Source organism: Pseudomonas sp. CFBP 8758 (genome assembly GCF_014841725.1).
Taxonomy (GTDB): Bacteria; Pseudomonadota; Gammaproteobacteria; order Pseudomonadales; family Pseudomonadaceae; genus Aquipseudomonas; species Aquipseudomonas baltica.
On sequence record NZ_JACYUK010000007.1, the window covers coordinates 13,967 to 26,520 of the forward strand.

At 63.4% G+C, this 12,554-nt stretch carries 15 protein-coding genes; 9 read left to right on the forward strand and 6 right to left on the reverse strand.

Annotation, left to right across the window (positions count from 1 at the left end; genetic code table 11):
- Positions 1 to 109 precede the first annotated feature (109 nt).
- Positions 110 to 1,063 (forward strand): adenosine deaminase, encoded by a 954-nt coding sequence (locus IFT75_RS16060; RefSeq protein WP_192055671.1) that lies wholly within the window; start codon positions 110 to 112, stop codon positions 1,061 to 1,063.
- 36 nt (positions 1,064 to 1,099) lie between these two features.
- Here the strand turns inward: IFT75_RS16060 and IFT75_RS16065 are convergent, their stop codons facing one another.
- Positions 1,100 to 1,795 (reverse strand): ArsR/SmtB family transcription factor, encoded by a 696-nt coding sequence (locus IFT75_RS16065; protein ID WP_122480280.1) that lies wholly within the window; start codon positions 1,793 to 1,795, stop codon positions 1,100 to 1,102.
- A 414-nt stretch (positions 1,796 to 2,209) separates the two neighbouring features.
- On the opposite strand from IFT75_RS16065, the gene IFT75_RS16070 reads away from it, so the two are divergent.
- Positions 2,210 to 2,389, forward strand: a complete 180-nt coding sequence (locus IFT75_RS16070) for a hypothetical protein (protein ID WP_122480281.1) — start codon at positions 2,210 to 2,212, stop codon at positions 2,387 to 2,389.
- On the opposite strand, the gene IFT75_RS16075 is transcribed toward IFT75_RS16070, so the two are convergent.
- On the reverse strand, positions 2,386 to 3,579 hold the full coding sequence (locus tag IFT75_RS16075) for a multidrug effflux MFS transporter (protein ID WP_185795255.1): 1,194 nt from the start codon (positions 3,577 to 3,579) through the stop codon (positions 2,386 to 2,388). The genes IFT75_RS16070 and IFT75_RS16075 overlap by 4 nt on opposite strands.
- Before the next feature lie 48 nt (positions 3,580 to 3,627).
- Entirely contained in the window at positions 3,628 to 3,825 is a 198-nt protein-coding gene (locus tag IFT75_RS16080) for a heavy-metal-associated domain-containing protein (RefSeq protein WP_122480283.1), read from the reverse strand.
- Positions 3,826 to 3,981: 156 nt separating this feature from the next.
- Between IFT75_RS16080 and IFT75_RS16085 the strand changes: the two genes are divergently transcribed.
- The gene (locus IFT75_RS16085) at positions 3,982 to 4,368 is read left to right on the forward strand and encodes a hypothetical protein (protein WP_122714690.1); all 387 of its coding nucleotides are present in this window, start codon (positions 3,982 to 3,984) and stop codon (positions 4,366 to 4,368) included.
- 57 nt (positions 4,369 to 4,425) lie between these two features.
- On the forward strand, positions 4,426 to 4,827 hold the full coding sequence (gene cueR / locus IFT75_RS16090) for a Cu(I)-responsive transcriptional regulator (protein ID WP_192055673.1): 402 nt from the start codon (positions 4,426 to 4,428) through the stop codon (positions 4,825 to 4,827).
- 36 nt (positions 4,828 to 4,863) lie between these two features.
- Here cueR and IFT75_RS16095 read toward each other — a convergent pair whose 3' ends face one another.
- Positions 4,864 to 5,757, reverse strand: coding sequence for a PA4780 family RIO1-like protein kinase (locus tag IFT75_RS16095; RefSeq protein ID WP_122480286.1), 894 nt, complete (start codon positions 5,755 to 5,757; stop codon positions 4,864 to 4,866).
- 165 nt (positions 5,758 to 5,922) lie between these two features.
- Positions 5,923 to 6,705 (reverse strand): AraC family transcriptional regulator, encoded by a 783-nt coding sequence (locus IFT75_RS16100; RefSeq protein ID WP_192055675.1) that lies wholly within the window; start codon positions 6,703 to 6,705, stop codon positions 5,923 to 5,925.
- Positions 6,706 to 6,792: 87 nt separating this feature from the next.
- Between IFT75_RS16100 and IFT75_RS16105 the strand changes: the two genes are divergently transcribed.
- A complete protein-coding gene (locus tag IFT75_RS16105; RefSeq protein WP_185795258.1) occupies positions 6,793 to 7,824 on the forward strand; it encodes a bile acid:sodium symporter family protein in 1,032 nt (343 codons plus the stop codon).
- On the opposite strand, the gene IFT75_RS16110 is transcribed toward IFT75_RS16105, so the two are convergent.
- Positions 7,811 to 9,100 (reverse strand): acetyl-CoA C-acetyltransferase, encoded by a 1,290-nt coding sequence (locus IFT75_RS16110; RefSeq protein WP_192055676.1) that lies wholly within the window; start codon positions 9,098 to 9,100, stop codon positions 7,811 to 7,813. The two genes, IFT75_RS16105 and IFT75_RS16110, sit on opposite strands and share 14 nt — an antisense overlap.
- Before the next feature lie 131 nt (positions 9,101 to 9,231).
- Between IFT75_RS16110 and IFT75_RS16115 the strand changes: the two genes are divergently transcribed.
- The 4 genes from IFT75_RS16115 to IFT75_RS16130 are packed head-to-tail and all read left to right on the forward strand — an operon-like array spanning position 9,232 to position 12,546.
- On the forward strand, positions 9,232 to 10,572 hold the full coding sequence (locus tag IFT75_RS16115) for a 3-oxoacyl-ACP reductase (protein ID WP_185795260.1): 1,341 nt from the start codon (positions 9,232 to 9,234) through the stop codon (positions 10,570 to 10,572).
- A 1-nt stretch (position 10,573) separates the two neighbouring features.
- Positions 10,574 to 11,440 (forward strand): MaoC family dehydratase, encoded by an 867-nt coding sequence (locus IFT75_RS16120; RefSeq protein WP_192055678.1) that lies wholly within the window; start codon positions 10,574 to 10,576, stop codon positions 11,438 to 11,440.
- A 54-nt stretch (positions 11,441 to 11,494) separates the two neighbouring features.
- Entirely contained in the window at positions 11,495 to 11,800 is a 306-nt protein-coding gene (locus tag IFT75_RS16125) for a nucleotide pyrophosphohydrolase (RefSeq protein ID WP_185795262.1), read from the forward strand.
- The gene (locus IFT75_RS16130; protein ID WP_192055680.1) at positions 11,797 to 12,546 is read left to right on the forward strand and encodes a methyltransferase; all 750 of its coding nucleotides are present in this window, start codon (positions 11,797 to 11,799) and stop codon (positions 12,544 to 12,546) included. The genes IFT75_RS16125 and IFT75_RS16130 overlap by 4 nt, the downstream gene beginning before the upstream one ends.
- The last annotated feature ends 8 nt before the right edge of the window (positions 12,547 to 12,554 follow it).

Here is a 12,554-nt window from a genome sequence, read left to right on the forward strand (position 1 = left end):
CCCGCCGGGCGTCGGCACGAACCTGCCGGTTGGGCCCTCGCGGCTGCGAGTGAAGGGCAATACCTGTAGAATCGGGCACGATTGCACCTGATGAGAGAACGAAAACACCATGTACGACTGGCTCAATGCCTTGCCCAAGGCCGAACTGCACATGCACCTGGAAGGCTCGCTGGAACCCGAGCTGCTGTTCGCCCTGGCCGAGCGCAACAAGATCGCGTTGCCCTGGAATGATGTGGAGGCGCTGCGTGGAGCCTATGCGTTCAATAACCTGCAGGAGTTTCTCGACCTGTATTACCGCGGTGCCGACGTGTTGCGCACCGAGCAGGATTTCTACGACCTGACCTGGGCCTATCTGTTGCGCTGCCAGGCCCAGAACGTCGTACACACCGAGCCGTTCTTCGATCCGCAGACCCACACCGACCGCGGTATCGCCTTTGAAACGGTGCTGGGCGGCATCACTGCCGCACTGAATGACGGCCGTACCCGGCTGGGCGTCGACAGCGGGCTGATCCTCAGTTTTCTGCGCCATTTGAGCGAAGACGAGGCGCAGAAGACCCTGGATCAGGCCTTGCCTTTCCGTGATGCGTTCGTTGCCGTGGGTCTGGACAGCTCCGAGATGGGCCATCCGCCGAGCAAGTTCAAGCGCGTGTTCGACCGCGCCCGCGAAGAGGGCTTCCTGACGGTCGCCCATGCCGGTGAGGAAGGCCCGCCCGAGTACATCTGGGAAGCCCTGGACTTGCTCAAGATCCAGCGCATCGACCACGGTGTGCGCGCCATCGAGGATGAGCGCCTGATGCAGCGCATCATCGACGAGCAGATTCCACTGACCGTGTGCCCGCTCTCCAACACCAAGCTGTGTGTATTCGATCACATGAGCCAGCACAACATTCTCGACATGCTCGAACGTGGGGTGAAGGTCACGGTCAATTCCGATGACCCGGCCTATTTCGGCGGCTACGTCACCGAGAACTACTACGCGCTGCACACCCATCTGGGTATGACCGAGGACCAAGCCAAACGCCTGGCGCAGAACAGCCTGGATGCTCGCCTGATCAAGCAATGAGGCCGGCGGGGTCGAACCCCGGCCTCCCCCGCCCCATCACGTACCCAAGCGACCGATCTCGCTCATGCCCAGACGGGTAACCTGCAGCGTGCGGCTGTCTTCGTTGAGCTTGAGCCAGCCCGACTGCAGGAACAGGGTCAGCAACCCTGCACCCAGTGCGCCGCCGACGTGCGGGCGCTGGGTGCTCCAGTCGCAACAGCTGTGCAGCGGCTGGCGCTCGCGATTGACCAATGCCTGCGTATAGATGCCTTGGCTGGCCAGGCGGCTGCTGCCCAGCGCCGTCACTTCGAGCCGCTGTTCATAGTGTTCGAGCCAGCCGTTCTGGACCATGCGCTGGAACAGGTCGGCCGCCAGCACGCCGCCCAGATGATCACCGCACAGCCGCACCTGATGCAGGGCCTTGGGCGAGCGCGGTTTGGGCACGCTGATGCGCGCCGCCATTCCCGCATTGGCTTGCACCAACGAGACGCTGGCCAATGCCTCCACCGCCGCCCCTACTTCAGGCTTGGCCAGACGGAAGAAACGCTTGCGCCCACGCGCTTCGAGGGTCAGCAGACCACCTGCCGACAGCCGCGCCAGATGCGCGCCTGCCGACGAGGGCGAGACACCTGCCAGCGATGCCAGCTCGTCGGCGCCTCGCGTGGTGCCGTCGATGAGCGCCCAGAGCATGGCGCTGCGCTTGGGGTCGGCCAGCAATGTGGCGATCCGGCTGATGCAAGGTGTTGGTTGCATGTGTTCACTCCCTGTGGAAACGTTCGTCAATCTGGCAATGGTTGCCGGGGTGATTATATGCACCCCGCCGTTGTACGGAATTGGACGAAAGCACCGGGGACCAGCATCGAATGCGAGGGGTGTGCAATACCCTGTACTTGTATGGCCCGCCCTTACCATCGGCATTTTCCGGGACGCTTGCTCAAGCGCCCGCAACGCGTCGCTCTGTTGCCTGAAGACCGGTTGGATACATCATTCATTACAGGTTTGACCCCACAGCCGGGGCGGACTTTTCCCGCAATGTCCGTCCTTGCAGACCTACATGATTGTTTGGTTCGCGCTGCCTCGCCGTCAGTCTGACGGGCATCCGATGACGCTCGCACGCCCGAAATGAGGACTACACTGGGTCCTCATCTCGAGCCCGAGGACATCGCAATGAAAGTTCTTCTTTCTGAGTTGAAGCAACCACGTGGCAGCTGCTGGCAGGTGCGTATGGACCAGCATGCGGTGTCATTCCGCAGCGAAGCCGAGGCGCGGGCCTTCATCGCCACCCTCGAAGCCCGCTTGCAGGCGCCCCACGGCCTGCCGCAGGCGCGGGGGGCCAGCGCCGGTTAGCGGGCTGTCTGCAGGTCGCGACGCTGCTGGCAGCGGCGTGTCAGTACCGCCGCACAGACGGCAAGGATGCCGCAGCCAGCGATCACCCAGGCCATCGGCATTGCCGTGCCGTCATGCAGTAATCCGACCAACGACGCGGCGGCGGCGGCAAGACTGAATTGCAGGCACCCCAACAGCGCCGAAGCGCTGCCGGCGCGTGAGCCCTGTCCGCTCATGGCACACGCCGAGGCGTTGGGGATGATCCCGCCCAGGCTCGCCAGACAGACGAACAGTGGGATCAGCAATGGCCACAAGACCGTTGGCCGCAGCGCACTGAGTGCCAGCAGTACCGCACCCGCTGCCATGTACACCCACACGGTGCGTGACAGCAGCAACGCCGGACCGCGGCGCGACAGAAGGCGCGCATTGACCTGCGCCATCAGGATGAACCCTGCGGCATTGCTGCCGAACAGCCAGCCATAGTGTTCGGCAGGTACGCCGTAGAGCTTGATGAATACGAACGGTGACCCGGCGATGTAGGCGAACATGCCGGCCATGGCGATTCCGCCGGTCAGCGCATGCCCCATGAACACAGGGTCCAGCAACAAGCCGCCGTACAGCCTGGGGGCGCCTGCAAGGGGGCGTCTGGGCCTGTCGGCGGGCATGCTTTCCGGCAGGCCCAGGGCGACGGCCAAAGTGCAGGCGGCGCTGAACAGGGTGAGCAGGATGAAGATCCACTGCCAGCCCCAACTGTTGACCAGTACGCCACCGAGCATGGGTGCCAGGATCGGCGCCAGGCCCATGACCAGCATCAGTTGCGAGAACACCTTGGCCGAGCCGACTGCATCGCATTTGTCACTGACGATGGCGCGGGCCAGCACCATGCCAGCGCAACCGCCCAGGGCCTGGACGAAACGGGCAACAATGAGCCAGTCCAGGGTGGGTGCGAAGGCACAGGCCAGCGAAGCTGCGGTGAACAGCGAAACGCCCACGAGCAGGGGCACCCGGCGACCGAAGCGATCGGCGACCGGGCCGTAGATCAGTTGGCCGATCGACAGACCGAGGAAGTAGGCAGCCAGGGTGGTCTGGATGTGCTTTTCGTCGGTGCCGAAGGCAAGCGCCATGGCAGGGAAGCCCGGCAGGTAGAAGTCGATTGCCAGGGGGCCGAATGCGCTGAGCGCCCCCAGGATCAGAATGGTCTTGAAGTTCATCGGGTATTCACTACGTCCTGACAATACAGGCGACGTAGTCTAACCGGGTTACGCGGGTGTCGCGCTGTAGCCTTCTTCGCTGATCAGCTGGACGATTCGCTCGGGCGGCAGGTTGCTGTCGATTTCGACCTTGCCGACTGCCAGGTCGATCTGGACCTGGGCAGCCGGATCCTGAGCGGTGATTGCCTGGGTCACGGCGCGTACGCAGTGGCCACAGGTCATGCCTTGCACGGTGAACTGTTGCATGGGTAATACCTCGCGGGACGGGATTGCGATCATTCTCAACCTTCCCATCGGGGCAAGGTCAAGGTAAAGATCAAGTTCTGCACGGATCGGCCGGGCTGGAATTCCCCGTGCAGCTCGTCCAAGCTGGACGCTTGCCACCCTGCCAGGAGTAACTCGATGCGCCCTACCACTGCATGGCTTTTCGGAATGTGTGCCCTGGCAGCGCAGAGCTGTTGGGCCGGTGCCAGTACCGGTCAGCCATACGGCATTCTGATCGTTTCCCGCGAGCGCCTGGAAGTCGCCACGTCCTGCGAGATCGGGGTGTACCTGCAGGACCAACTGGTCGGGCGACTGTTTCAGGAGCAGGCCACGTCGTTCAACCTGCCGCCAGGCCCCGTGTCGGTCGGTTTGCGTCAGCTTCCGGGGCAAACGCCTGGGTGCGCGCCGGGCATGACCGAGTACAAACCGGTAATCGTGACCCTGCAGGCCGGGCAGATTCAGAAATTCCGTATCGCTGCAGGCAGCGCCGGCTTGTACTTGAAGCCCGAGCCTCTGGAGTATTGACCTTGCCAGAGGGGCAAGGTTGATACTGGCGCAAACGCATCCGAGGACATTTCGAGCATGAACATTGGCCAGGCCGCCCGCGAAAGCGGCCTCAGCGCAAAGATGATCCGTTACTACGAGTCGATCGGCCTGCTCGCGCCAGCCGTGCGCACCGACAGCGGCTACCGCCTGTATCAGGCAGCGGACGTGCACACGCTCGGTTTCATCAAGCGCTCGCGCGACCTTGGGTTTTCCCTGGAGGAAGTGGCCAGGCTGCTCACGCTGTGGCAAGACCGCAAGCGTGCCAGCGCCGACGTGAAGCAGCTGGCTCGCCGGCATATCGACGAGCTCGACCGCCGCATCGGCGAGCTGAGCAGCCTGCGCAACACCCTTGAACACCTGGTGGAACACTGTCACGGCGATGACCGCCCGGACTGCCCGATCCTTCAGGAGCTGGCATCCGGGGGCTGTTGCAGCTGACCAAGGGAAAACGGCGTCAGCTGGCAAGCAGGCCGCTTATTGCAACCAGGGCGGAGGCGGTTCTTCCGTTGTCTTGGTCGGCTGGTCATCGGCCTCGCGTGCGGCGCGTCGGCGAATGTCGTCCAGGCGCGCGGCCTCGATTTCACGCATGACCCCGCCCACATCGGCTTCCACTTCTTCTTCTGCGAACTCGCCGGTCAGCACGCTGGCCGGGTGCAGTTTGCCTTCTTCGTACAACGCCCACATTTCCTTGGCGTAGCGCGTCTGGCGAAGCTCGGGAGCGAACCTGCCGAAATAGCTGGCCATGTTGCCGACGTCACGCTCGAGCATGCTGAAGGCGTGGTTGTTGCCCGCCGCATCCACGGCCTGCGGCAGATCGATGATCACCGGGCCATCGGGTGTCAGCAGCACGTTGAACTCGGAGAGGTCGCCGTGCACCAGGCCTGTGCACAGCATCAGCACGATCTGGTGGATGAGGAACGCGTGGTACTCGCGCGCCTGGTCCGGTTCCAGCTCGACGTCGTTGAGACGTGGGGCTGCATCGCCGTCCTCGTCGCAGATCATCTCCATGAGCAAGACGCCCTCGAGAAAATCGTACGGCTTGGGCACACGCACACCGGCGCTGGCCAGCCGGAACAACGCCGCGACCTCGGCGTTCTGCCAGGCGTCCTCGGTTTCCTTGCGGCCGAACTTGGAGCCCTTGGCCATGGCCCGAGCCTGTCGGCTGTTGCGCACCTTGCGGCCTTCCTGATATTCGGCCGCCTGGCGAAAGCTTCGTTTGTTCGCCTCCTTGTAGACCTTGGCGCAGCGCAATTCCTTGCCACAGCGCACCACATAGACAGCTGCTTCTTTACCGCTCATCAGCGGTCGCAGCACCTCGTCCACCAGACCGTCCTCGATCAGCGGTTCAATGCGTTTTGGAGTCTTCATCAGCTTTTATTCTGGGTCCTTCGTAGCCAAACACGCGAATTCTGGCGGCATCGTCTCACAGCGAGCGCGGCTTGCCGACCCGAGCCTGTAAAAGGATGCAAACAACTCGCCAAGCGGTGGACGATCATAGCGCTTTCGCAGCTGATGGACAGCGGCGCTCACGCATTAAAGCTCGCCAGGGGTGAAACCGAACAGCGCCTTGAAAGCTGCGATGAAGGCCGATGTCGATTCATAACCGTTGTTCAGTGCGGCCGTGGTCACACTGTCACCGTTTTCCAGCGCCTGCAGCGACGACAGCAGCCGCATGCGCTGCCGCCAGGCCCGATAGCTCATGCCGGTTTCGCGCTGGAACAGGCGCATCAGGGTCTTTTCCGACGTTCCCAGGCGCCCTGCCCACTGGGTCAGCGTGGTGGCCTGATCGGGAGCAGCGATCAGCTGGTTGCACAACGCCAACAGCCGATGTTCCCTGGGCAGGGGCAACGAGAACGCCACCTCGGGCAGGCCTGCCAACTGATCCAGCAATACCTGCACCAGACGTGACTGAGCGGTGTCACCGGCTGGGTAGTCATGGGGCAACTCGCAGAAACCCTTGATCAGTTCGCGTGCCAGCGGGGTGACCTCAAGCACCTTGCAGTGCTCCGTGAGGAAGGGCGACTCTTCTCTGCGCACGTACAGACTGCGCATCTCGGCGCGCATCGAGGTGACGACCTTGTGTTCCACTCCCGCCGGAATCCAGATACCCCACTGCGGCGGCGCGAAGAAACTGCCTTCATCGGTGTGCACGCCGAGGACGCCGCTGATGGCGTAGGAAAACTGCGCCCAATCATGTCGATGGGCGGGCGTCCACGATCCCGCACCCAGGCTTTCGGCACGCGCATACAACGGTCGAGGCAGGCTTGCCAGGGCGGGTATGGGGCGTGGTGACGATGCATGTCCGTTTGGCGGCATTGATTGGCCCTCTGTCGCAAGACGGTAATAGAGTGCCTGAGTTAGCCTGCCGTTCTCAATGTCCATCGACGCACAGGCGATTCATTCATGCACATTCTCAAACACCTCAAGCGCGTGGTAACCGACTGGTTCCTCTGCGGCATGGTGCTGGCAGTCCTGCTGGCCTGGATTTTTCCAAGGTTCGGCGCCACCGGCGGTGCCATGCACGCAGGTCTGGTGACCAATATCGGCGTGTTCGTGGTGTTCTTTCTGCATGGCATGAACCTGTCCAGCGAGCAGATCCGCCACGGATTGAAGAACTGGCGCCTGCATGTGATGGTGCAAGCCTTCACCTTCGTGGTGTTCCCGCTGCTGTGGCTGGCCTGCGACAAGACCCTTGGCGCGTTCATTCCCGGCACCTTGATGGTGGGCTTTCTGTACCTTGCCGCCCTGCCCTCGACCATTTCGTCATCGGTGGCATTGACGGGCAGTGCGGGCGGCAACGTGCCGGCAGCGATCCTCAACGCCAGCCTGTCGAGCGTGCTGGGTATCTTCATCACGCCGTTTCTGTGCGCGCTGGTGGTCGGTGGCGGTTCGGGGGGCATCGACCTGGGGGAAACCCTGCTCGACCTGTGCGCCATGCTGCTGTTGCCGCTGGTGCTGGGGCAACTAATGCGGCCGTTGTTCGGCAAATTCTTCGGCCGGCACAAGCGCTACACCAACTTGATCGACAAGGCCGTGATCCTGCTGCTGGTGTATGCCGCCTTCTGCAATTCGATGGTATCGGGGCTGTGGCAGCAGCAGGGCGCATCGGTATTGGCCATGGCCGTGGGCGGGAGCGCCTTGCTGTTGGCGCTGATCCTGCTGCTGACCACACGCACCGCCAAACTGCTGGGCTTCAGCCACGCCGACAAGGTGGCCGCCGTGTTCTGCGCCAGCAAGAAGTCATTGGCGGCAGGCGCACCGATGGCGGCGTTGATCTTCGGCAGCAACCCCGGACTGGGCTTGATTCTGCTGCCGATCATGATCTATCACCCGCTGCAGCTGATCGTGTGTTCGATCATGGCGGAAAACTATGCCAACCAACTGCGCGTGGAAGCGACCAGCGTGCCTGTGGGCGCAACCGTCAGCGCTCGATGATTGCCGTGACGCCCTGGCCACCGGCTGCGCAAATCGAAATCAGGCCGCGACCGCTGCCTGCGTTGTCCAGAAGCTTGCTCAGGTTGCCGAGGATGCGGCCACCGGTGGCCGCGAACGGGTGCCCTGCCGCCAGTGAACTGCCCTTGACGTTGAGGCGGCTGCGGTCAATCGAACCCAGCGACGCATCCAGGTTCAAGCGCGTGCGGCAGTAGTCTGCATCCTCCCAGGCCTTGAGGGTGCAGAGCACTTGTGCGGCGAAGGCCTCATGTATTTCGTAGTAATCGAAATCCTGCAGGCTCAAGCCGTTGCGCGCCAACAGCCGCGGAACCGCGTAGACCGGCGCCATCAGCAGCCCTTCCTGCCCCCCCACGAAGTCCACTGCAGCGGTTTCCCCATCGCGCCAGTACGCCAGCACCGGCAGCCCGCGCTCCCTGGCCCAGGCTTCGCTGGCCAACAGCACCACCGACGCGCCGTCGGTCAAGGGCGTGGAATTGCCTGCCGTGAGCGTGCCCTGCCGGTTTTTCTCGAACACGGGCTTGAGCGCCGAAAGTTTTTCCAGGGTCAGGTCGGGACGCAGATTATGGTCGCGGACCAGCCCGCCGAATGGCGTGGTGAGATCGTCCTGCCAACCTTGCGCATAGGCGGCGGCCAGGTTCTGGTGACTGCGCAGCGCCAGCTCATCCTGTTCGTGACGCGGGATGTTCCAGTGCTGCGCCATCAGCTCGCAATGCTGCCCCATCGACAGACCGGTGCGCGGCTCGCCATTGCGCGGCAGTTCGGGCCGCAAATGCTGCGGCCGCAGTTGCAGCAATGCCTTGGCCCGTTCGCCGAGCGATTTGGCTCGATGCGTCTGCAACAGGATCTGACGCAAGCCTTCATCGACCGCGATGGGCGCATCGGATGCACTGTCGACACCGCCGGCAATGCCGCATTCGATCTGGCCCAAAGCGATCTTGTTGGCCACCAGCAGCGCGCTTTCCAGACCTGTGCCACACGCTTGCTGAACATCGTAGGCCGGCGTTTGTGCCGACAGCCGCGAGCCCAGTACGCTTTCACGGGTCAGGTTGAAATCGCGGGAATGCTTGAGCACCGCACCGGCCGCGACCTCACCCAGGCGCAGGCCGTGCAGACCATAACGTTCGATCAGGCCTTCGAGTGCGGCCGTGAGCATGGCCTGATTGCCGACTCGGGCGTAGGGCCCGTTGGCGCGAGCGAACGGGATACGATTGCTGCCAACGATGGCAACCCGGCGCACCGTATGCGTGTCTAGGTTCATGTCGAACCTCCTGGATTGAAAGGCGGAAGCGAGATTCCGGGTCGAGCATGATGCATGGCACGGGGCCCGGGCGAACGACGCGCGCCTTGCCGTGGTCCACACTTTGAACCCTTTGAACCGGAGCACGTTCCATGTCCGATCGATATATCGACTTCGCCAACTCCGACCTCGGTCGTCGCCTGGTAGGGGCCATCGGCCTGCCTTCGCCGGCACGCCTGGAGCGCTGGCAAGCCGGACGGTTGCGACCGGTAGAAGGTGCTCTGCTACTGGGCGGCGGCGGGCTCGCCAACAAGGTGGCCAGCTTCGCTTCGCGCTTGACCGACACCGCGTACGGCGCCGCCGACCTCCCAAGCTGGACCGCTGGCCTTGGGCCCAAGCTCAAGGCCGTGGTGTTCGACGCCAGCGAGATCGTCGATGGTACCCAACTGGCACGCTTGCGCGAGTTCTTCCAGCCGGTGATCAAGAGCCTGGACCACAACGCGCACATGGTCATTCTGGGACGCAACCCCCGCGACCTCGAAGACCCTGAAGCACACATCGCCCAGCGCGCTGTGGAAGGTTTCAGCCGGTCGCTGGCCAAGGAGTTGCGCAACGGTGGCACCTTGCAGCTGCTGTATGTCGCGCCTGACGCCGACGAACAGCTGGAAGGTGCGTTGCGCTTCTTTCTTTCGCCCAAGAGTGCCTTCGTGTCGGGCCAGGTGCTGTCGCTGCAGGCCAGCGCCCGCCAGGTCACTGACTGGACCCGCCCGTTGGCGGGCCGCAAGGCGCTGGTCACCGGCGCCGCACGCGGCATCGGTGCGTCGATCGCGGAAACCCTGGCGCGCGACGGCGCCGAAGTGATCCTGCTCGATGTGCCCCAGGCACGCCATGACCTGCAAGCGCTGGCGGCACGGCTGGGCGGTCGCACGATAGACCTCGACATCTGCGCCGACGACGCTGCAAGCCAGCTGATCGCCGCGCTGCCGGAGGGAATCGACATCGTGGTGCACAACGCCGGCATTACCCGCGACAAGACCCTGGTCAACATGACACCCGACTATTGGGACTCGGTGCTCGCGGTCAACCTGCTCGCTCCGCAACGGCTGACCCAGGCGCTGTTCGACAGCGGCACGCTGCGCGATGACGGGCGCGTGGTACTGCTTTCCTCGACGTCAGGGATTGCCGGCAACCGTGGGCAGAGCAACTATGCCGCGAGCAAGGCCGGACTGATCGGCCTGGCAGAAGCGTTCGCCGCCAGGCTGGCCACGCGCGGTGCGACCATCAACGCCGTGGCCCCTGGCTTCATCGAAACCGGCATGACGGCGCAGATGCCCTTTGCCCTGCGCGAAGCCGGGAGGCGCATGAGCTCACTGGGCCAGGGTGGCCAACCGCAGGACGTTGCCGAAGCCGTTGCCTGGCTGGCCCAGCCCGGCAGTGGTGCGGTCAATGGCCAAGTGCTGCGCGTGTGCGGCCAAAGCATTCTGGGGGCCTGACATGGCAATTCACTGGCAGACTTTGGCACGCAATCCCGACCTGCCCAGCGCCTATCTGAAAGCAGCGCTCAACCGCAAGATCACTGGCGAGCGTCTGCCTGAGCTGGGCCTGCGTTGCAGTCTGTCGGCAGACCCACGACACTTGGCGGCCTACCGCGAACTGTGCGGGTTCGGCGAAGGCGGCATGCTGCCGGCCACTTACCCGCATGTGCTGGCCTTTGCCTTGCAGATGCGCTTGATGACCGATAAAAGCTTTCCGTTTCCCCTGCTGGGCCTGGTGCACCTACGCAACCGCATTCAGGTGTTGCGACCCTTGGGCGGGGTGGCCGGTGTACGGGTCAGCGTGCATGCGCAGAACCTGCAGCGCCATGAAAAAGGCGTGACGTTCGACCTGGTGACCCAAGTCGATGACCCCTTGGGGCCGCTGTGGCAGGAACACAGCACTTTTCTGTGTCGCCATGCCAGAATCGAAGGCCTGCAAGAGCCCGTGCACGCTCCTGCCCAGCATCAGGACCAGGCTCTGATGGAGGTGCATCGCTGGTATGCGGCGGCGGACACCGGACGCCGTTACGCACGCGTCTCCGGCGATTACAACCCGATCCATCTGAGCGCCCTGAGCGCGCGTCTGTTCGGCTTTCCCAGTGCCATTGCCCATGGCATGTGGAGCCTGGCGCAAAGTGTGGCAGCCCTGCGCGAACGCCTGCCGTTGAGCAATTACCAACTGGCGGTGGAATTCCACAAACCGGTACGCCTGCCCAGCGAGTTGATCTTGCGCGCCAGCGCTGCAGGGCTCGGCGGGCAGTTGGCATTGCATGGGCGCGACGAGCTGTTGCACATGAGCGGCACCTGGGGACCTCTGGCTCTGTAGCTATTGCGTTCGGCAAAGTTCGGCTTGAAGCTATGCGCCTTCAGGAGCTTTGCAATGAACCTAGACGCACTTACCCAACGCCTCCACCAGATACGCGAAAACAACGATTGGCGGCGCTTTCACAGCCCGAAGAACCTCGCCATGGCGGCCAGCGTGGAAATGTCCGAGCTGCTGGAAATCTTCCAGTGGCTGACCGAAGACCAGTCACGACAACTGTCGCCCGAGCAGCTCGAACATGCCGGCCAAGAAGTCGGTGACGTGGTGCTGTACCTGTTGCTGCTGTGCAGCGAACTGGGCTTGGACATGGACCAGGTGGTACGCGCCAAACTCGCTGACAGCGAGCGGCGGTTCGCTCGATGAACGATCGCCATTTCGATCAACTGGCGACCCGCTTTGCCGAAAAGATCTATGGCGGCGCCAAGGGCGCGATCCGCCTTGCCGTGCTCCAGGCCGACCTGCGCGAAACCCTGCCACAGCGCTCCCTGCGCGTGCTGGATATTGGCGGCGGCCTGGGCCACATGGCCTTGTGGCTGGCCGAGCAAGGTCACCATGTCACCTTCAGCGAACCGGCCGAACCGATGCTCGAGGGCGCGCGCGAGCGCTTCGCGGCAGCGGGCCAGAGCGCCACGTTCATCCAGGCGTCCTGGCAGCAGCTGCCCGCGCTCGGATTGCCCGCATTCGACCTGGTGATCTGCCACGCCGTGCTGGAATGGCTGGCCGAGCCCCATGCCATTCTGCCCGTCCTGCATTCGCTGACTGCCGCCAACGGCTGGCTGTCATTGGCGTTCTACAACCGCGATGCGCTGGTTTACCGCAATCTGCTCAAGGGTCACTTTCGCAAACTGAACAGCAATGAACTGGCAGGCGAAAAGCAGAGCCTTACGCCTCAGCAGCCATTGGACCCGCGCGAACTGGCTGCGCAACTTGACGGCGCCTGGCGTGTCGAATCCAGGAGCGGTGTGCGCGTGTTCCACGACTACATGCCCATCGATTTCCAGAAGCGCGCCGACTTGGAACAACTGGTGACAATGGAGCTTGCCCATCGACGACACCCGGCGTTTGCCGGTCTGGGTCGCTACCTGCACTGGATCTGCCGCCCCGCTTGACCGGTATT